The following is an 18,977-nucleotide window of genomic DNA, read 5'->3' on the forward strand; positions in this document are numbered from 1 at the left end:
CGGTTCAGGCGCATTTCTTCCTCAGGAGGGTGCTGTTGGGCAGTCCTGTGACTGCGTTACGCGCCTATCATGCCACCCTCAGTGGTTCATGAAAACCTGTCATGGCGGTGGGATCAACCTTAGGATTACTTATGAATGAACCCTTAGGGGTTACCCCGATCACATCCCAGTCTTGGACTTTAGCATTGAACCGAGTCCTGACAAGTGCAATGGCTCCCTCAGGAGCCGGCACATGAGGCCGAAGCAGATGAGCGAGAGGCCGACCCCGAGCCCCAGGCCGAGCAGAGAATCTCTGCCGAGAGCGATGGCAACAAGAGTTGCAGGAACGCCGACGCTGACCCCGACACCGGCAAGCGGACGCAGCACGTCGAGGAGGCTCGGCCGCACGTCGAGGAAGTGGACGACCTGAGCCGTGGCCAGTGCTGCGTCGATGACCATGCACGCGGCCCAGCTGAGGGCGGCCCCGTTGATGCCCATGATCGGGATGAGGACGAGATTGCCGATGATGTTCGCCGCCAGGACGACGGTCTTGTTGAAGGCCGCCCAGCCGCTCCTCCCGCTCATGATGAGCAGCGAGTGGATGTTGCCGGCGCAGAAGGTGACGATCGCGCCGCAGCACAGAATGACGAGCACCCCCGAGCCGGACAGGAACTCCGGGCCGAGGACGAGCATGAGGCAGGGCGCGAAGATCGCCATGAGCAGGTGGATCATGGTGGCGAAGAGCACCAGCCAGATCGTCGCTGTCGAGTAGAGGGCGCGCAGCTCGGCCATCCTGTTCGTGTGCATGAGCCTGCTGAACTGCGGCGAGACGACGAGGCGCAGAGCGGTGTCGACGATGAGGCCGGCCTGGATGTAGCGACTCGCCCCGCCATAGATGCCGGCCGCCGCATTGCCGGCGAGAGCGCCGACGATGAGGACGTCGAGCCAGGTCAGCCCCTGCTCAAGGGCCGCGGAGAGGGTGCGTGGCAGGGCGAAACCCATGATGGCGCGGCGCCGCCGGGCAGCGGGCCAGCGGGGCTGCGGTCCGGTTTCGGCCTCGGCGGGCAGATGGCGCAGCAGCAGGAACCAGCTGAGCAGCAGGACGATGACGAACGGCAGCGCCCAGGAGACCGACACGATGGTGAGCGAGCCGCCCAACCCGACGGCCACGGCGACGAGGACAGGGCGCAGGACCGGCAGGGTGATGTTCTGCACCAGGACGTACTCGCGCATATTGCCGAGGGCCCTCAGCGCCGCTGCTGCGACGACGGTCAGGGAGCCGACGGGAATGAACCACATGACTGCTCGGATGGCGTTGAGCACCGACGGATCGTCGCCACCCCAGATACGAGGAGCGACGATCTCGAGTACGAGGACGACGACGAGCGAGATGCCGAGCGTCACGGTGCCCATGTAGGTCAGGCAGGAGCGGATCTCCTCGGGGCCGCTGATGCGCAGGCGTGGCATGAGGTAGATCGCGGCCGAGTCGAAACCCAGCTTGGCCATGGCCATGAGGAGGGAGAAGACGCCGATGGCCTGCGTGACGATGCCCGAGCCGGCCGAGCCGAGCAGGCGGGCCAGCAGGACCGAGAGCAGGAAGCCGAGCACGGCGCTCGTGGCGGCCCCGGCGAAACCGATGAGGCCGCCCCGCGCCAGCGCCCTACGATCCTCTTTGTGTTCACTCATTCAACTATCCTCGCACTGGGGTAGCATCTGAGCCCTGTTACCACTCCATTACCGCCCAACTGATTGGTGTCCCATGTCTGCTTCCACAGATCGTCCCCGCAAACGGCTGCTCATCGCAGCGGCCTCCGCGGTGCTCCTGCTCATCCTCGTCGTCGTGGCCACTCGTGTTCTGGGGGCCAGGTCAGAGGAGACGGCTCACAGCACAGACGATTCGCCCCATCCCTCTGCCACGATCTCCGGCAGCGCCGACGAGAGCCCCTCACCCTCACCAGAGCGCACCGCTCCCGTCACCCCGCTCAGCGAGGATGAGGCCGCAGACACGACGCTGGATGCGCTGTCCCGCACCGCCTCGGCCTTGTCCGATCCGGGCAATCCCGCCGATCTGTCCGATGTACTCACCGACAGCGCTCTCGATGCGTACCTGGCACAGGCCGAGGAATTCATGAAGACGGGTGTGCACCAGAATGGTGCTCCGACGATCGAGAACGCGCGGATCATCGGGACCTCCGACGACGGAACGAGCATGGAGGTCGAGGCCTGCGTCGACTCCTCATCGGTGCAGGTGGTCAACGACCAGGGCACCGATCTGCGCGCCTCGGAGCCGAAGCGCTCACGAACCATCTTCACGCTCACGAATCCTGATGGCTCGTGGAAGATCGCCAGCGAGACCTTCCCCGAGGATCCGACGTGCTGATCTTCCCCCGCCGCGGGCCGAAGGTCTCACCCGTCTCACGCTGCCGCACCAGAAGGGCGACGGCGACGAGTGAGACCATCATGCCCGTGATCATCCCGTAGTAGAACGACTCCACGAGCGTCGCCATCGCGATTCCGCCGAGGACCGCCCCGAAGACATCGGTGGAATGCCATGCATAGACGGCAGCCGCGGCGAAGGTTCCCATGAACAGGATCGCGCCGACGATGCCATGCGCAAACAGGACCGTCCAGAACTGCCCCTGGGTACCCAATGAGGGGAGCCAGGGCAGTTCGGACGGACGCGGGGCACCGAAACCAAGCAGCGGCGAATCCCGGAGCGTGGTGACCGTCTCGAGATAGTTGATGAGGCGGTCCTCGGTGGAGGAGCTGACCTGGACGCGGTTGAACAGCGACTGGCCCATCGGCGAGACGACCCATGCCAGTGCGCCGATGAGGACGGCGAAAGTGCCCGCGAGGACCCGGCGGGTGTGTCCGGCGCGGGCCTGCTGGACACCCACCCACAGTGCGATGATCCCCAGACCGACGAGCATGCCGCGGTTCTGTGTTGCAGCGGCCGGGACGACCGAGATCGCCACCAGGGCCGCCACCGGCCAGCGATACGGCGAGTACTCACGCCACAGCTGGGCCGCGTAGAGCAGGGCGATGGGGAAGATGAGGGAGAAGACGTTCCCCCAGGTGTTCGCGTAGACGAACGGGGCGCTCGGGCGCGGATCCGTCGGTATCCACGGGTTCTCGTTCCACTGGGTGGTGGAGCGGTAGACGAGCTCGTGGATGAAGCTGTTCGATTTGAGCGCGCCTGGGAGGACATAGGACAGCGGCGTGTTGATCTCGAGTTTGGGCGCGATCATCGCGAGGAATCCCCCGATCACTGCCGACAGCAGGAACAGGCTCATCGTCGCGCCGACGGTGTGGAGGGTGATGGTGTTTCGCGCGTTGTAGACGTAGAAGGCGAAGATCGTCGCGGCGAGCAGCATCGCCAGCCGGTAGAGAGCGCCGATGGCGCGCCCGGTGGTGTCGCACTGGACGATCGAGATGGTCGCCCAGAGCAGGAAGAAACCCCAGATGGACCAGCCACGAGGCAGCTGAAGGCCTCTGCGCCGTACCATGAGGACGAGCATGACGGTGGCCATGATCGGCCAGACCATGTCGCCGACGCCGATGAACCAGCAGACGATGTAGCTGCCGAAGGCGGTGACGAAAGGCCAGGCCGGCAGGGACTGTGCCTCGAGCCTCGTCACCCCGGACGCCATGTCGGCCGCTGGGTGGCGCCATGACCCCTGGGCCACAGGCCGCTGCCAGCGCCCGTGAGCGGATGGGCCGCCCCAGCGGCCATTCGTGAGTGCTCGCCGAGCCTTCACCGTGTCTGCCTCGCCGACCAGGCCGACCGGGCGTAGAGCACCGGCCCTTCGAGGAAGCCCTTGACCTCGGACCTGGTGAGGGAACCGGGCGTGTCGTCGTCCGCCCCTGCGACCCGCGCAGAACCCGGCCTGAGGCGGGCGGCCACGGCGGGCAGCCGGCGGGCCAGGGTGAGCAGCGTACTGGGGCGTTCGAGCACCGACTTGGTGAGCAGCGCCGCCATGCCGGAGCCGTTGCCGCGGATCTGGGTGTCCAGACCGGCCTCGTCCCTGCGGTGGCGGTGGTGCAGTACCGCGTCCGGGGTGTGGACGATGACCCACCCCGCCCGCAGCACGCGCGCGAACATGTCGAGGTCCTCTCCCCCACGGGTCGGGGTGCCCGCGCCGAGTGCGACATCGAATCGGCCGGCCTCGGCCAGCGCCTCGGCCCGGTAGGCCATGCAGACGCCGGCGCCCACGCGGGCGGTCGTCACCGGGTAGAGAGGGCCGCCCTCGCCGGGGGCGCCGAAGTCACGCACCGGGCGCGGGATCGGGCCGCTCGCCCACACGTGCGGCGCGTCGTCCTTGGGGAAGCCGCCGCGTGACTCGAACCAGCGCTGGGCCCGGTAGCGCAGCTCGGCGGGCAGGACCACGCCGGTCGTCGCACCGATGATGTGACCGGAGTCGGCGGCGAAGGGGTCGAGCAGGGCGACGAGCCAGCCGGCGTCGACGATGGCGTCGTCGTCGGTGAAGGCGATGAACGGGCGGGTCGCGGCGACGACTCCGGCGTTGCGGGCCTGGGACAGACCCTTGACGGGCTGTTCGACGATACGCAAACGCGAGTCCTCGACATCGCCGAGCGCCTGGGTCACCCGACCCGTGCTCGGAGCGTTGTCGACGACGATGAGCTCGAAATCCGGATGCGTCTGGGCCAGGACGGCCTCAACGGCGGGACGCAGCAGATCACAGCCGCCCGTCGTGCACAGCACCACCGAGGCGGGCAGTCCCGCACCGGCGCCCTCACGCCAGCCGCGGTCGGGCGCCGCCGGTAGCGTCCGCACCTCGGGGGCGGTGGTGATGTCCTGGCCGGTGGCGATCGTCACGGCGCCGGCCGTACGGGTGCCGTCGCGCACGAGAACGAGGGTGGTGGCCTGACCGAAGTCGCTGATGATTGTCATCCGGCCGGCTGAGCGATCCCACTGGACGATGCGGGAACCGGCCTCGTCGACCTCGTCGTGGGGCCTGTCAGCGGCCGGCATACTTCCTCCCTCGGTTCTGACGCCGGATCATCCTGCTGTAGCTCGCCGCGGACTTGACGTTGGGGCGCGAGACGGAGGATCGGGGCCTGTGCTCGGTGACACGTCCCGTCTCCTGTGCATCGGGTTCATCGGCGATGGCGGTTTCCTCCTGTTGCGCGGATTCCTCGGCTGCGATGTACAGGGAAGGGACCAGCACCGTGGGCTCGTCGACGGAAGCAGCGCCCTCGGGCTCGGCATCGGCTGGTCGAGTCTCCTCCGCAGAGGCGGGAGTGGGCACGTCAGGCTCATCGGGCGATGACCGCTGAGGCTCGCCCTGTGGTTCCTCGGCCGGCGGAAACTCGTCGGACTCGGTGACCAAGGACAGCCGCTGAGGCTCGCCCGCCGAGATCGGCTCGTCGAACTCGCCGACCAACGACAGCCGCTGGGGCTGATCGGCCGGGAAGGGTCCCTGAGGCTCCTCGGTCAGGAGCGCATCCATGAGGCCACCCGTGTGGGGCTGGGAGACCGCCCGCCAGGACCCGGCTGCCCCGGACACCGCCCGCCAGGACTCGGCGACAGGGGTCTGGGGTGTTGCCTGCGGCGGCTGGACGTCTTGCTGGGCCTGTGCCGGAGGCTGCCATGGCGCAGCAGGGCCCTGGGGCCGCTGGCCGATGACCTGAGCAGGCGCTACAGGAATCTCGCCGTCGAACAGGACCAGGCCTGTGACATCACGATCAGCGATGTTGAGCTGGTCGAGCAGGGCGTGCAGTTCTCCCAGGGAGGCACCCGTGGCGGTTCCGATGAGGATGCGGCCTCCGTCCCCGAGCCGTCCGATGATCTCGGCGAGAGGCATACGGCGGTCGATGGAGATCGGGGGCGTGGCGGACTGAGCCTCGCGAGCACGGTCGAGCGCCTGGGTGAAGGCGAGTGCGCGGGGATCGGCGCCGTCCGCCATGATGATGAGATCTGATCTCTTCCCGATGGACAGGGCCGCCAGCTGGGCCGGTGCGTCCCATTGGGCCTCCGGCGCGACCCCGTCCTGGGCTCCCCATACGGGCAGACCGGTCAGATCGGACAGCTGGCGGGCCGAGAGCACTCGCTTCTCGCGGCGCTCACGGACGAGCCCGATGGCCAAACCCGCGACGAGACCGACGAGAAGACCGATCGCGATGGTTCTCATCCTGGGCGGGCTGACGATGTCCGGGGAGTCCTCGGCGCCGGTGATCACCCGGGCCGCCGTGGCGTTGTACGCGGCGAGCTGGTCCTGCTGCTTGGTCAGATCGGCGATCTCGGTCCGGATCGTCTCGGCGCGGGTCTGGCCGGCGGAGGAACCCGTGTCGAGCCTGGCGGCCTCCTCGTTCAGGCTCGCGATCCGATCGGTGATGGCTTTCGCCATCTCGTCGGCGCGTTGACGAGTGAGGGCCGTGCGCTGATCGATGTAGGCGGCGGTGATCGCATTGGCCACCGCGACAGCCTGGTCACGGCTACTACCCGACCAGGTGATCGTCACGACCGTGCCATTGGTGTCGCCCTCGACCTTGAGACCGGACTTGAGGTCACTGAGGGTCAGATCTCCCGTGTCCATGGAGTTGAGGGCTTGGCGCAATGTGGTGCCTGACGTGGCGATTCCCTTCTCGGTCACCATGTCGGTGCTGGACAGTGAGGTGCGCGAGGCCGGCTCGGGGGTCGGTGAGGGAGATGTGATGGTGACGCTCGATGCCGCACTGTGCGTGCTGGGCAGGATGAGGATCGCCACCGAGGCGAGCAGGCCGCCGAGGAGAACACCCGTGACGATCTCCCTCCAGCGGCGTTGGAGCTCGTGCCAGAGAATCTGGGGGCCGCCAGTGGGAGGCGGAGTGAGGATGCTCATTCGGTCTCTCCTTGGAGGTTCTGCCCGGAAGGATTCTTCTGGTTGCGCAACCAGGACTGGCGGGCCTCAAGGCGTCTGATGAGGCCGGCGGCCCGCCGCGAGCCGAGGGCTTCGATGGGCGGTCTGACGGCGGCGGCGAAGCGGGCCATCTCGGCCTCGCGCTCGGCACCAGTCAGATTACTCATTGAGACGATCCTACTCAGGCGGACGCCGGTGAGTCGCTCGGAGAGATCGGCGAAGGCCTGGGCCTGTCGCTCATCGGCCCATGAGGCGTTCCGCCACTGCCCCGAGGCGGTGATCTGGGCGGAGTGGACGCGGTAGACGATGCCCCAGCGGCCGAGGCGGCGAAGGCGCCCGCCGGCCGCAGCGGAGCGCAGCCACAGGTCGTAGTCCTCGGCGGGCACCTCGCGGTAGCCACCCACCCGGTCGAGCAGGTCCCGGGTCGCCACCATGGTGGGGTGGCAGACCGGGTTGGTCAGCAGCAGGTGCAGGCCGAACTCGTCGGGGCCGATCGGATAGGGCACGCGGGGCACGATCCTGCGGCCTGCCCCGCCGCCTGCGGGTTCGCGGAGTTCGATCTGCTGCAGGAAGACCATGTCGTCGCCACGCGCGAGGCACCTCAGCGCGGCGCTGAAGCGGCCCGGCAGTGAGATGTCGTCGGCGTCCATGCGCCCGACCAGCTCGGAGTCGGAGGCCTCGAGCAGCTGGGTGAGGACGCGCGTGATGCCGCCGGCCCCGGGAACGACCTCGACCAGACGCAGCCTGGGATCGACGACGCCCCTGCGAGTGGCGCCGGCCAGCACCTGCTCGGCGGTGCGGTCGCTGGAGCCGTCGTCGCCGACGACGAGTTCGGCGTCGGCGGGCATGGCGGACAGCGTCGAACGCACCGCCTTCGCGACGGTGGACTCGGCGTTGCGGGCCGGCAGGAGAACGGACAGGCGTGGCACGTCAACCCTCCCGGGCGGCCGCGTCGAGGGCCCGCAGATCACGGTAACGGCGGCTCAGCGACAGCAGCGAATGACAGACGGCGATGCCGGCGAGCAGGGTGTAGACCACGATGAAGGGCGCACCGAGGCCGTACAGGACGAAGGACCAGCACAGGGTGCCGGGATCGGTCGGCAGCAGGATGAACGACCGCATGGTGCCGCCCCGGGTCTGCTTGCGGCCGGCGGCGCGCACGAACTGTTCGGCGAGGATCTGGGAGAGGAACTGGCCGGACGTGATCCATGCGTAGACGACGGCCACGAGCGCGAACCAGAGGCGGTCGGTGTGAATGACCGTGGTGATGGCCAGGCACAGGTGGATCGCCGGGGAGCGGAAGGCGTCGGCGACATGGTCGATCCACTCCCCGGTCCTGCTCGATGCGTGCGTGACGCGCGAGACCTGACCGTCCGCGGAGTCGAACAGATAGCCGAGCGCCAGGAACACGGCGACCACGACACCGACCCATGCGGCGGGCCGGCTGGCGACGAGGACGGCCATGCCGACGGCCGACAGCAGGAACGACATCGCACTGACGTTGTTCGGCGTCCACCCGGTGGCGGCGGCGAAGGCGGCAACGAGGCGCGCGCCACGACGGTTGATCCAGCGCGTGTAGGCGGGGACGCCGTTGCCGGGTTTCTGTGCCGCGTCGAGTTCGGCCCGATAGCGACTGAAGCGTTGCCCCCAGGCCTCGGTAGCGGCTTCTGGTTTCGTGGCACTCACCTGCCCTGCACCCCGCTCGGCACGGCCTCCTCGCCGAGGACGTCCTCGTCGGCGAAGTCCTCGGGGGCGATGAACCGGCGCAGCTTGGTACTGGACGTGCTCGGCGTATAAGGCAAGTAGAACACGGTGGCACCGACCTCGGCCATCTCGGCCTCGAGCTTGTCGCCCTTGGGGGTGCCCTTCCAGTCGTCGCCCTTGAACAGGATGTCGAAGGGCTGTAGGCGCCAGGCGAGGCGCTTGTCCTGGTCGAGGTCGACCACGACGGCGTCGACGAATCGCAGGGAGGCCACGAGTTCGCAGCGTTCGCGCAGCGGGATGATGGGCATACGGCCCTTCATGCGGTAGAGCGACTCGTCGGCCGCGACGCCCACGACCAGGCGATCGCAGTGCTGGCGGGCAGCGCGCAGGACGTTGAGGTGTCCGATGTGGAACATGTCGAAGCCGCCGGGAACATAGCCCGTGACGCGGCCTTTCTTCTCTTCGAGGGAGTGCACGCGGCCATTCTGCCAGACACGAATTATTCGATCGACAGATAATCCATAGCCTATTCATAAACTTATCGATATTGACAAAAGTATCCCCACAGACTGCTCACAATGGACTAGTCAACAGGCCAGCGAGCGGTTCCCGCCTCGGGCGTCCTCAGCGGATAGGGTTGTTGCGGAGGTTTGCATCGTGGACATACTGGCGCTCGTCGTGCTCATCGTCGGTATCGGTGCCGTCGCCGCAGCGAGCACGGCGGTCATCCGGTCCCGCCGGCTCCGCGCCGATGACGAGCAGGCCCCGGTGAACCGGCCGGGACTCATTGAGCCCGAGCCCGTCACCGCGTCCCCGGCAGGCCTGACGCCGGGCATGGTCAACACCCTGCTGAGGGAGTCGACGACCAGCAGGGACGTCCTCATCACGCTCATCGACCTGGCCCAGCGGGGTTTCCTCAGCATCACCGTGCTGGCCCACCCCGACCGCCCCGCCCACGACTGGGTGCTCACCCGCACGACGAAACGGACCGACGGCGAGGGGCTGCATGGTTTCGAGCACTTCCTGCTCAACCAGGTCTTCGCCGGCCCGGACGACTCGGTGACGCTCTCGAGCGTCGTCACATCGACGGGGCAGGTGCTGTCGCGCACCAAGCGCCAGCTGCGCGACGACACGATGGGCCGCGGCTGGTTCCAGCATGGTTCCACCGTGGACAGCCGCTGGGGCCGGGTCGGCGGTGTCGTCATCGTCATCGGGCTCGTACTGGCTGTGCTCGGGGTCATCCAGGTCATGGCGACCGGCCACTGGGGGGTCCTGGCGGGGCCGGTGCTCATCGTCGTCGCGGGCCTGGAGCTGGCCTCGCTGGGGCGCCTCATGAGCAAACGCACCGACGAGGGCGCCAGCACCCGCGACGAGCTGCTCGCCTACCGGCGTCACCTGGATTCACTGAGCGCCGAGCAGATCCCGATCGAGGACGCCTCGGGGATCCTGCACGACTCGCTCAGCTACGCGCTCGCCTTCGACACCGCCGAGCAGCTGGGGCAGGTCATTGAGCAGGTCGTCGACCGGGCCGAACGATGGGGCGCGAGGATCGACCTGGGTCTCGACTGGTTCCGCTCCCCCGAGGGCGACCGCCCGGTGAGCGCCTTCGTCGTGACCGTCGCCGGTTTCGTCGACGCAGGCGCCCGCCTGGCCGACGAGCGCGGCGGGGAGTTCTGAGCCGGGTTCCGTCTCACGATTCGGGAAGGAGCCCGAGTCGGCGCAGCAGGTGCGGCATCGTCGTCGAGGGACTGGGGCCTTGGGCGTTCACAGCAGGCAGAGGCTTTCCCGTCAAGCAACACCGTTTTGCAGCCTCCGCTACACGGTCAAAGGGAAAATTGTCGGGCAGACCCTTCGCGTCCCTGCCCTTGAGTTCAGTCAACTGCCTGTAGTGCCGTTGAGCATCTGCCTGCTCCCGGTAGAGCCGCACCTGCTCGTAGTGGGCAATGAGCCACACCTCGAAGCAAGGTACGGAGACCACCCCTATCATCCCGCGCTTCTCACACTTGGCGAGGAAGTCTTGACGATCCCTTCCATCATGGTCGACGATGATCCAGATCTCGTCGTAACCGCTGAGATCAGACCTTTCCCGCTCGAGATTGCGCAGGATGGTCTCCGGCTCCTTGCCGTCCTCAGGCCTGATCTGAACGCTGAGGCCCGAATCCCGAGGCACCTTCCGCTTGAGTGCTTCCAGGTAACTCTTCTCGGTCTTGCCTCCATTGGTCACCAGCAGGATCGTCGTCCGCTCGTCCCGCTGACCGCGCTTGCGTGAGATGTGTCTGCTCATCGTCACTCAAGCCCGTCAAGATCTGACATGACGCTGAAGAAACGCGAGAAGTCCACTCTCGGCAGTGCTCCGAACTTGCCTGTCAGGTAGCGCTTCTGCTCGTTGTTACCCGGCCGCGTGTCGTACGCGGCAAGCGGGACGATTTCACTTCGACCGGCGTCGTCCTTCTCACAGAACCAGACCTCACCTGGGTCGAGCAGGCGGCTTGGCGCGTTGCCGAGCAGGGATGTGTCATGACTACTGAACAGGATCTGGGCACCAGTCCGGTTGATGTCAGGGTCCTTGAACATTGTGACGAGCGTCGCCGTGAGCACCGGATGAAGACTGGTGTCGAGTTCGTCGACGATGAGCAGGCCCCCTCTGCGCAGGGCCTCGACGGCCGGGGCCGCGACGGCGAGCCAGGCGATAGTGCCATCGCTCTGCGCACTGAGCGGCAGCTCGAAGGACTCCCCTTCACGGCCGGTGTGAGTGAAGACGAGGGATCGAGCCACTGGAGCGATGGCGTCCTGAGGGATCTCGGTCGGCTCGTCCCCCGAACCCGCCGCGAGGATTGCCCGCATGCGTTCCAGGATGTTCGGCGGGATCTGCTTCTCCTCAACACGGACCGATGTGACACCGAGATCGGCGGCATGGGCCAGGGCATCGACGATGCCGCTCCACCGTTCTGTGGCCTCGATCATCCGCGACATCAACCACTGAAGACGTGCCCGCTGGTCATCATCGCTGTGAGCCATGACACTGATCGAGGCACCCAAACGCAGCCCCCGTGCAATCGGTTGTAGGGTGACGTGCCGGTAGCGGGCGGCGAGCGCGAGCATGAGGTCGCCGGGAGTCAGCAGTTTGCGAACCTCGGGCGTCGCACCTTTGAGAGAGGAGCCCGTGCGCAGCGTGATCGGGCTGTCAGAGCCGGCCTGCTCACGGACGAAGAATCTGCGCCTCCTGCCCTCGGGATAGGCGTGGAGGGCCTCCCTGCGGATGCCCCAGGCCATCGCCTCGACCTCGTAGTGGTACCGCACCTTGCCGACAGTGAAGTTGACGTCGTATGTGGTGGGCTCCTCGACCGAGGCACTCGACGCATGGGGACAGTACAAGAACACGCCTGGGTCTGCGATGGCCCTGGCAAGCAGACTCACGGCAGAGAGGAGGGTCGACTTGCCGGAAGCATTCGCACCGAAGACGGCTGCGACCCGGCTTGTGACATCAACCCAAGTGCGACCCGGGCCCGGAGTCTGCGTCCTCAGCGACGGACTCACGAAGGAAAGACTCGACTCGGCGGCGAAGCACTGGTAATTGGACACTGTGACGTCGAGCAGCATGCGTTCAGAATAACCCGAAAAGCTCATTAACAAACCGATTTGGGAAAAATTTTCCTACTTGGCTCACTTGAGCCTAACGTCGCGCTATATACCAGCAGACCGACCAGCTCCAGGTAGCGCAGCTGGTCGGCCCGTCACGCTAGTCCGATCACAGCAGGACACCGGGCCGGTAGGCGGCCGCCTGTGGGTCGGCGGCGACGATCGGTTCGATCCGGGCGATCAGCTGGGCGACCTGATGGCGGGCGGCGCCGGTGAGTTCGAGCGGGGCGCTCACCAGCTCGGCGAGTTCGTCGCGGCTGAGGCGCAGGCGGCCGTCGGCCGCCAGCCGGTCGAACAGCGGATTCGCCCCCGCGCCGGTCTCGCGCAGTTCGAGGGCCACGGCGACGGCGTTCTCCTTGATGATCTCGTGGGCGTCCTCGCGGCCGACGCCCTTGCGGACGGCGGCCATGAGGATCTTCGTCGTGGTGAGGAACGGCAGGTAGCGGTCGAGTTCGGCGGCGATCATGGCGGGGAACGCCCCGAAGTCGGCGAGCACGGTCAGGAAGGTCTCGAACAGGCCGTCGAGGGCGTAGCAGGCGTCCGGCAGGGCCACGCGGCGCACGACCGAGCACGAGACGTCACCCTCGTTCCACTGGTCGCCGGCCAGTTCGCCGATCATCGAGACGTAGCCGCGGACGATGACCGCCATGCCGTTGATGCGTTCGCAGCTGCGGGTGTTCATCTTGTGCGGCATGGCCGAGGAACCGACCTGGCCGGGTTTGAAGCCCTCGGTGACCAGCTCGTTGCCCGCCATGAGCCGGATCGAGGTGGCCAGGTTGGACGGGGCCGCGGCGGTCTGGGCCAGGGCGGACAGCGCGTCGAAGTCGAGGCTGCGCGGGTAGACCTGGCCGGTGCTGGTGAGCACGTGGCGGAAGCCCAGGCCGGAGGCGATGCGCTGCTCGAGTTCGGCGAGCCGCTCCAGGTCGCCGCCGAGCAGGTCGAGCATGTCCTGGGCGGTGCCCATCGGACCCTTGATGCCGCGGGCCGGGTAGCGGCCGATGAGTTCGTCCAGCCGGGCGTGAGCGATGAGCAGTTCGTCGGCGCAGCTCGCGAAGCGCTTGCCGAGGGTGGTCACCTGGGCCGCCATGTTGTGACTGCGGCCGGCGATCGGCTGGTCGGCGTAGCGGGCGGCCAGCTCGGCCAGCCGGGCCAGGGCGGTGACGGCCCGGGAGCGGATCAGCGTCAGGGCGTGCAGCACCTGCACCTGCTCGATGTTCTCGGTGAGGTCGCGGCTGGTCATGCCCTTGTGGACGTGCTCGTGGCCGGCCAGGGCGTTGAACTCCTCGATGCGGGCCTTCACGTCGTGCCGGGTCACGCGCTCGCGGGCCGCGATCGAGTCGAGGTCGACCTGGTCGACGACCCTGCGGTAGTCCGCGATGACGGCGTCCGGGTCATCGCCGCCGAAGTCGACGCCGAGGTCGCGCTGGGCCTCGAGCACGGCGATCCACAGCCGGCGCTCGGCGACGACCTTGTGTTCGGGCGACCAGATCCGGCGCATCTGCTCGGAGGCGTAGCGGGTGGCCAGCACATTGGGGACGCTCACTGTTCTCTCCTGTCTTCGCCCAGGCGGGCGGCGATGGCGTCGAGGCGGTCCTTGGAGGCGATGTCGGAGCGGGCGAAGCCGTCGGCGAAGTCGATCTGGCCGATGTGGGCGTAGGCGCGTTCGCGGGCGTCGGCGATGTCGGCGCCGGTGGCGACGACCACGAGGACGCGGCCGCCCGCGGCGACGAGCCGGCCCTGGTCGTCCAGGGCGGTGCCGGCGTGGATGACGTGGACGCCCTCGGGCTCGCCGGGCAGGGTGATGACACAGCCCTTGACCGGGGTGGCCGGGTAGCCCTTGGCGGCCAGGACGACACCGACGCAGGCGCGGTCGGAGACGTCGAGAGGCGGCTGCTCGGCGAGCGCGCCGGTGGCGGCGGCGTGCAGCAGGACGCCCAGGCCGGTGTCGAGGCGGGGCAGGATCGCCTCGGTCTCGGGGTCACCGAACCGTGCGTTGAACTCGACGACGAGGGGCCCGGCCTTGGTGAGGGCCAGTCCGACGTAGAGCAGGCCGGTGAAGGGCGTGCCGAGGTCGCGCATGCGGGCCAGGGTGGGCTCGACGACCTCTGCCATGACCTGCTCGACGGTGCCGTCGGGCAGCCAGGGCAGCGGCGTGTACGAGCCCATGCCGCCGGTGTTGGGGCCCTCGTCGCCGTCACCGACCCGCTTGAAGTCCTGCGCGGGCGGCAGCGGGACGGCCGTGGTGCCGTCGGTGATGACGAACAGGCTGGCCTCGGGACCGTCGAGGTACTCCTCGATGACGACCTGGCCGCATTCGGCCGCATGGTCGAGGGCCGCCTGGCGGTCGCTCGTCACGACGACGCCCTTGCCGGCGGCCAGGCCGTCGGCCTTGACGACGTGGGGGGCGCCGAACTCGTCGAGCGCGGCGGCGGCCTGCTCCGGGGTGGTGGCGACGCGCGACCGCGCGGTCGGCACGCCGGCGTCGGCCATGACCTGCTTGGCGAAGGACTTCGAGCCCTCGAGCCGGGCGGCGGCAGCGCCCGGGCCGAAGCAGGCGACACCACGGGAGCGCACGGCGTCGGCGACACCGGCCACCAGCGGGGCCTCCGGACCGACGACGACCAGGTCGACCCCGAGGTCGACGGCGAGGGCGGCGACCGCCGGACCGTCGAGGATGTCGACGGGGTGGTTGGTCGCGAAGCCGGCCGTGCCGGGATTGCCGGGGGCCACGTGGACGGCGGCCACGGCCGGGTCCTTGCTGATGGCCAGGGCCAGGGCGTGCTCGCGGCCGCCCGAGCCCACGACGAGAACGGTGATGGGATCAGGTCCAGAACTCACGACCGCAGTCTATCGACGGGCACCGGACCTGATAGCCGGGGCGTCTGCCCGGGCCGCGGTGCGTGCAGCACCGCCGGCTGCCCCCGCGCCGGGGTGCAACGGCCTGGTGCCCCCGGGAACCGGTGCGGCGACCGCACGCGGAGGGATCCGGCCATCGGGTCGAGGGCATTGGACGGCTCTGGAAGCGGAGGGATCCGGCGGGTCAGCCCGTCACGCGTCTCGGCGCGTGCCAGATCCAGGGCAGCCAGCGGCGGGTGGCCCACCACAGGGCGATCGAGCCGGCCAGGGCGACGACCGTGCCGACGACGAGGTGGACGGGGACGGATTCCACGCCGAGTCTCACGAGCAGGATGCGGGCGGCGGCCAGGGCGATGGTGTGGGCCAGGAAGATGACCATGGACCGGCGCCCCAGGTAAGCGAGCAGGCGGGAGGCGGGGCCTGTGGTGTCGAGCAGGACCGACAGGGCGAAGACCGCGATGACACCCGCCCAGGCGCAGACGAAGCCCTGGCAGACCGGCCCGGGGCCGCGCCCGAACTGCGTGGTCGCCGGTGCCGCCGGGTGTCCGAGGGCGATGATGAGCCCGTAGACGGCAGCCGACACGGCGAGAACGAGGAGGACGCCGTTGCCCAGTCGTTCACGCAAGCGGACGTAGCCGGCCAGGCCGAGGGCAGCGGCGGCGAAGAAGACGCTCAGGCCGAGCCCCTGGACGAAGATGAACGGCCCGAACAGGCCCCAGCAGCCGATGCTGAGCGCCGCAGCGCCGAGGACCGACAGCACCCCGCGCAGGCGGGAACGCCAGGGCTGAGCGGCCGTGACGAGCACGGTCATGACCATGATCCAGGACAGGAACCACATCTGGTTGGCCGGCAGCCACAACGCGAAGACCGAACCGAGCGTCCGCTCGCTGTTCACCGATCCGGCCAGCGCGTACTGCATGAGCCCCTGGACGATGCTCCACACGATGTAGACCCACCCGAAGTCGCCGAGCCAGGCGCGAAGGTAGCCGACCGGGCCGCGTTTGAGGAGCGCACCCTTGACCATGCGCCGCGAACAGGGCGACGTGCACCATGTAGACCGCTCGGTCGGTGACGAGAGAGGTCGCGGACCCCCGTCGATGAGGCCGGCGCTCCGCAGGCCGCGCAGCACACGACCGAAGGCGATCCCCGTGATGGCCAACTCGTGTGCGATGTCGACCGATTCGTCGCGCCGGATCCGGGCGTGGGGGGCGTGCTCACGGGGGCAGAGGTTGGCACGGTGCCCACAGCCGACCCGGCGGGACGCCCTGAACCGCCCGATGAACGATGACGGGGCACCCGCGGCTCCGGCCCAGCCTGGACCGATTCATTGCCCCGACGCCGCCCCCGGTTCTCCCGGGCGCCCGGCGGGATCAGATGAGTTCGTTGACGACGATCGTCTGCTCGCGGCCCGGGCCGACACCGATCCCGGAGATCCGGCAGCCGATGTGCTCCTCGAGGTAGTTCACATAGGCCTGACAGGTGGCCGGCAGCTCGGCGAAGGTGCGGGCCTCCGAGATGTCCTCGGTCCAGCCGTCGACGTACTCGAAGATCGGCGTGGCCCTGGACAGGTCGTTCATGGTGGTCGGCCAGTGATCGAAGCGGGTGCCGTCGATGTCGTAGGCCACGCACACCGGGATTTTCTCCCAGCCGGTGAGCACGTCGAGCTTGGTCAGGAAGATGTCGGTGCAGCCGTTGATCTTGGCCGACTGCTCCACGACCAGCGCGTCGAACCAGCCGCAGCGGCGGGGCCGGCCGGTCGTGGCGCCGTACTCGCCGCCGTCCTGGCGCAGCTTCTCGCCGGCCTCGTCGAACAGCTCGGTGGGGAACGGGCCCTCGCCGACGCGGGTGATGTAGGCCTTCGAGATGCCGATGACCCGGTCGATGCGGGTGGGGCCGACCCCCGAGCCGGTGCAGGCGCCACCGGCGGTGGGGTTGGAGCTCGTCACGTACGGGTAGGTGCCGTGGTCGACGTCGAGGTGGTGTGCCTGGGCGCCCTCGAAGAGGACGACCTTGCCGTCGTCGAGGGCGTCGTTGAGCAGCCGGCCCGTGTCGACGATGTACGGGGCGAAGCGGTCAGCGTAGCCCAGGAGTTCCTCGGTGATCTGCGCGGCGTCGATGGGGTGCCGGTTGTAGATCTTGGTGAGGATCTGGTTCTTCTGCCCGAGACTGGCCTCGACCTTGTCGCGCAGGCCCTCGGGGTCGAGCAGGTCCTGCATGCGCAGGCCGATGCGGTTGACCTTGTCGGAGTAGGCGGGACCGATGCCGCGGCCGGTCGTGCCGATGCGGCGCTTGCCGGCGAAACGCTCGCTGACCTTGTCGAGCGTGCGGTGGTAGGGGGCGATGATGTTCGCGTTGGCGCTGATCAGCGGGTGCGCGACGTGCACGCCGCGCCTGTCGAGCTCGTCCAGCTCGGCGGCCAGCACCTCGAGGTCGATGACGACGCCGTTGCCGATGACGCAGGTGCAGCCCGGGTTGAGGATGCCCGAGGGCAGCAGGTGCAGGACGAACTTCTCGTCGTTGACGACGACGGTGTGACCCGCGTTGTTGCCGCCGGAGTAGCGGACGCAGTAGTCGACCTGCTCGCCGATCTGGTCGGTGGCCTTGCCCTTGCCCTCATCGCCCCACTGGGCGCCGATCACCACGATGCCTGGCATGTGTTCTCTCCCTGTTCGGTGGCCGGGACGGATGCCCCCGCGCACGAAAGCCCGCTGTGTGCGCAAGCGCAACGCATCGGGCTCTTGCACACAGATTCTATGGTCCAGGCGGCACCGCCGCCACGCATGACCCCGATCTGGACAGGACCGCACCGGCGCGCGGGCTCACGGCCGGGCCACAATGGGAGCCATGACGGGGAACCGGGAGCCGATCCGGCTCATCGCGGACGTGGACACGGGCATCGACGACGCGCTGGCACTGATCTACCTGGCCGCGCGGCGCGACGTGGACCTGGTCGGCGTCTCGACGACGACCGGCAATACGACGGCGGCCCTGGCTGCCCGCAACAGCGCCGCCGTCCTGGCGCTCGCCGGCCGGGGCGAGGTGCCGGTGTGGACGGGCGGGGGCCGGCCGCTGGTCGTCGAGCCGGCGACGACCCCGCAGACCCACGGCGACGAGGGGCTGGGCTACGCGGTACTGCCCGAGGCCGGCGGCGCCCTGCGATCCGGCGACCCGGTCGCGCAGCTGTGGCTGCCGCAGTTGCGTGAGCATCCGGGCGAGACGGTCCTGCTCGTCACGGGCCCGCTGACGAACCTGGCGCTGGCGCTGCGCGCCGAACCGCGCCTGCCCGAGCTGGCCGGGCGCATCGTCATCATGGGCGGGGCGTTCAACCACCCGGGCAACACGCTGCCGACGGCCGAGTGGAACGCCTGGTGCGACCCGCACGCCGCCCGCGAGGTCTACGCCGCCTTCGAGGGTCTGCCGGTCGAGCGGCTGCCGGTCCTCTGCCCGCTGAACGTCACCGAGAGCATCGAGCTGCACCCGGAGCTGCTCGACGCGATCGCCACCGCCATCGGGGCCACGGCGCCGCGCCTGACCCCCGGCAGCCCACGGCGCAAGGGGCCCTCGGACACCGGGAACGCCCTGTTCGACCTGGTCGCCGACGCCCTGCGTTTCTACTTCGAGTTCCACGCCGACCACGGCTACGGCTACCTGGCGCAGGTCCATGACCTGCTGGCCGCAGAGATCGCAGCCGGCGAGCCGCTCGGGGCGCGCTGCGAGCCGCTGTGGGTCGGTGTCGAGACCGATTCCGCGCTGACCCGGGGCACGACGGTCGCCGACGTGCGGCACCTGCTGGGCCGCTCCCCCAACGCCCGGGTACTCACCGCCGTCGACGACCGGGCAGCGCTCCGCGCCCTGTCGGACGCCATCGAGACCCTGGCCGGGTGAGCCGGAGGCGGCCGGCCGCCCGACGATGACAGATGACACCAGATGACATGGGCG

16 protein-coding genes are annotated in these 18,977 nt (G+C 68.7%); 3 read left to right on the plus strand and 13 right to left on the minus strand.

The features are described 5' to 3' along the window. Positions 1-159: 159 nt before the first annotated feature. Positions 160-1,665: an oligosaccharide flippase family protein gene (locus D9T14_RS07655; protein ID WP_119161802.1), complete on the minus strand. Its 1,506-nt coding sequence runs from the start codon at positions 1,663-1,665 to the stop codon at positions 160-162. Positions 1,666-1,738: 73 nt separating this feature from the next. Between D9T14_RS07655 and D9T14_RS07660 the strand changes: the two genes are divergently transcribed. Beyond that, entirely contained in the window at positions 1,739-2,359 is a 621-nt protein-coding gene (locus D9T14_RS07660; protein ID WP_119161801.1) for an IMS domain-containing protein, read from the plus strand. Here the strand turns inward: D9T14_RS07660 and D9T14_RS07665 are convergent. The 6 genes from D9T14_RS07665 to D9T14_RS07690 all read right to left on the minus strand — a co-directional run bounded on the left by D9T14_RS07665 (position 2,295) and on the right by D9T14_RS07690 (position 9,019). Next, positions 2,295-3,617 carry an O-antigen ligase family protein gene (locus D9T14_RS07665; RefSeq protein ID WP_121592107.1) on the minus strand — a complete coding sequence of 441 codons (1,323 nt, stop codon included), beginning with the start codon at positions 3,615-3,617 and terminating at the stop codon, positions 2,295-2,297. The two genes, D9T14_RS07660 and D9T14_RS07665, sit on opposite strands and share 65 nt — an antisense overlap. Before the next feature lie 116 nt (positions 3,618-3,733). Then, entirely contained in the window at positions 3,734-4,972 is a 1,239-nt protein-coding gene (locus tag D9T14_RS07670; protein ID WP_197720579.1) for a glycosyltransferase family 2 protein, read from the minus strand. Further along, the gene (locus tag D9T14_RS07675; RefSeq protein ID WP_119161799.1) at positions 4,959-6,821 is read right to left on the minus strand and encodes a hypothetical protein; all 1,863 of its coding nucleotides are present in this window, start codon (positions 6,819-6,821) and stop codon (positions 4,959-4,961) included. The genes D9T14_RS07670 and D9T14_RS07675 overlap by 14 nt, the downstream gene beginning before the upstream one ends. Then, positions 6,818-7,768 carry a glycosyltransferase family 2 protein gene (locus D9T14_RS07680; protein ID WP_119161798.1) on the minus strand — a complete coding sequence of 317 codons (951 nt, stop codon included), beginning with the start codon at positions 7,766-7,768 and terminating at the stop codon, positions 6,818-6,820. The genes D9T14_RS07675 and D9T14_RS07680 overlap by 4 nt, the downstream gene beginning before the upstream one ends. 1 nt (position 7,769) lies before the next feature. Continuing rightward, positions 7,770-8,525, minus strand: a complete 756-nt coding sequence (locus D9T14_RS07685; protein ID WP_119161797.1) for a CDP-alcohol phosphatidyltransferase family protein — start codon at positions 8,523-8,525, stop codon at positions 7,770-7,772. Next, complete coding sequence (locus D9T14_RS07690) at positions 8,522-9,019, minus strand: FAD synthase family protein (RefSeq protein WP_119161796.1); 498 nt, start codon at positions 9,017-9,019, stop codon at positions 8,522-8,524. Before D9T14_RS07690 ends, D9T14_RS07685 begins: the two co-directional genes overlap by 4 nt. 181 nt (positions 9,020-9,200) lie before the next feature. Here D9T14_RS07690 and D9T14_RS07695 point away from each other — a divergent pair, with 181 nt between their 5' ends. Further along, positions 9,201-10,220 (plus strand): DUF2207 family protein, encoded by a 1,020-nt coding sequence (locus tag D9T14_RS07695; RefSeq protein ID WP_170175747.1) that lies wholly within the window; start codon positions 9,201-9,203, stop codon positions 10,218-10,220. Between the two features lie 13 nt (positions 10,221-10,233). Here D9T14_RS07695 and D9T14_RS07700 read toward each other — a convergent pair whose 3' ends face one another. From D9T14_RS07700 to D9T14_RS07725, 6 genes are all read right to left on the minus strand, one after another. Continuing rightward, entirely contained in the window at positions 10,234-10,827 is a 594-nt protein-coding gene (locus D9T14_RS07700) for an RloB family protein (protein WP_182482066.1), read from the minus strand. Between the two features lie 2 nt (positions 10,828-10,829). Further along, positions 10,830-12,170, minus strand: coding sequence for an AAA family ATPase (locus tag D9T14_RS07705; RefSeq protein ID WP_331852341.1), 1,341 nt, complete (start codon positions 12,168-12,170; stop codon positions 10,830-10,832). Between the two features lie 121 nt (positions 12,171-12,291). Further along, on the minus strand, positions 12,292-13,725 hold the full coding sequence (gene purB / locus D9T14_RS07710; RefSeq protein WP_119161793.1) for an adenylosuccinate lyase: 1,434 nt from the start codon (positions 13,723-13,725) through the stop codon (positions 12,292-12,294). Further along, positions 13,722-14,999 carry a phosphoribosylamine--glycine ligase gene (purD, locus tag D9T14_RS07715; RefSeq protein WP_119161840.1) on the minus strand — a complete coding sequence of 426 codons (1,278 nt, stop codon included), beginning with the start codon at positions 14,997-14,999 and terminating at the stop codon, positions 13,722-13,724. The genes purB and purD overlap by 4 nt, the downstream gene beginning before the upstream one ends. A 223-nt stretch (positions 15,000-15,222) precedes the next feature. After that, positions 15,223-16,062: an acyltransferase family protein gene (locus D9T14_RS07720; RefSeq protein WP_119161792.1), complete on the minus strand. Its 840-nt coding sequence runs from the start codon at positions 16,060-16,062 to the stop codon at positions 15,223-15,225. Positions 16,063-16,408: 346 nt separating this feature from the next. Further along, positions 16,409-17,692 (minus strand): adenylosuccinate synthase, encoded by a 1,284-nt coding sequence (locus D9T14_RS07725; protein ID WP_119161791.1) that lies wholly within the window; start codon positions 17,690-17,692, stop codon positions 16,409-16,411. A 190-nt stretch (positions 17,693-17,882) separates the two neighbouring features. Between D9T14_RS07725 and D9T14_RS07730 the strand changes: the two genes are divergently transcribed. Beyond that, the gene (locus D9T14_RS07730; RefSeq protein WP_119161839.1) at positions 17,883-18,923 is read left to right on the plus strand and encodes a nucleoside hydrolase; all 1,041 of its coding nucleotides are present in this window, start codon (positions 17,883-17,885) and stop codon (positions 18,921-18,923) included. Positions 18,924-18,977 lie beyond the last annotated feature (54 nt).

Origin of the sequence: Propionibacterium australiense, assembly GCF_003666605.1 — a bacterium.
GTDB lineage: Bacteria > Actinomycetota > Actinomycetes > Propionibacteriales > Propionibacteriaceae > Propionibacterium > Propionibacterium australiense.

Coding starts and splice junctions, on each gene's coding strand:
- D9T14_RS07660 (WP_119161801.1), top strand. CDS start 1,739: ATGTCTGCTTCCACAGATCGTCCCCGCAAACGGCTGCTCATCGCAGCG.
- D9T14_RS07700 (WP_182482066.1), bottom strand. CDS start 10,827: ATGAGCAGACACATCTCACGCAAGCGCGGTCAGCGGGACGAGCGGACG.
- D9T14_RS07655 (WP_119161802.1), bottom strand. CDS start 1,665: ATGAGTGAACACAAAGAGGATCGTAGGGCGCTGGCGCGGGGCGGCCTC.
- D9T14_RS07675 (WP_119161799.1), bottom strand. CDS start 6,821: ATGAGCATCCTCACTCCGCCTCCCACTGGCGGCCCCCAGATTCTCTGG.
- D9T14_RS07670 (WP_197720579.1), bottom strand. CDS start 4,972: ATGCCGGCCGCTGACAGGCCCCACGACGAGGTCGACGAGGCCGGTTCC.
- D9T14_RS07725 (WP_119161791.1), bottom strand. CDS start 17,692: ATGCCAGGCATCGTGGTGATCGGCGCCCAGTGGGGCGATGAGGGCAAG.
- D9T14_RS07730 (WP_119161839.1), top strand. CDS start 17,883: ATGACGGGGAACCGGGAGCCGATCCGGCTCATCGCGGACGTGGACACG.
- D9T14_RS07705 (WP_331852341.1), bottom strand. CDS start 12,170: ATGAGCTTTTCGGGTTATTCTGAACGCATGCTGCTCGACGTCACAGTG.
- D9T14_RS07720 (WP_119161792.1), bottom strand. CDS start 16,062: ATGGTCAAGGGTGCGCTCCTCAAACGCGGCCCGGTCGGCTACCTTCGC.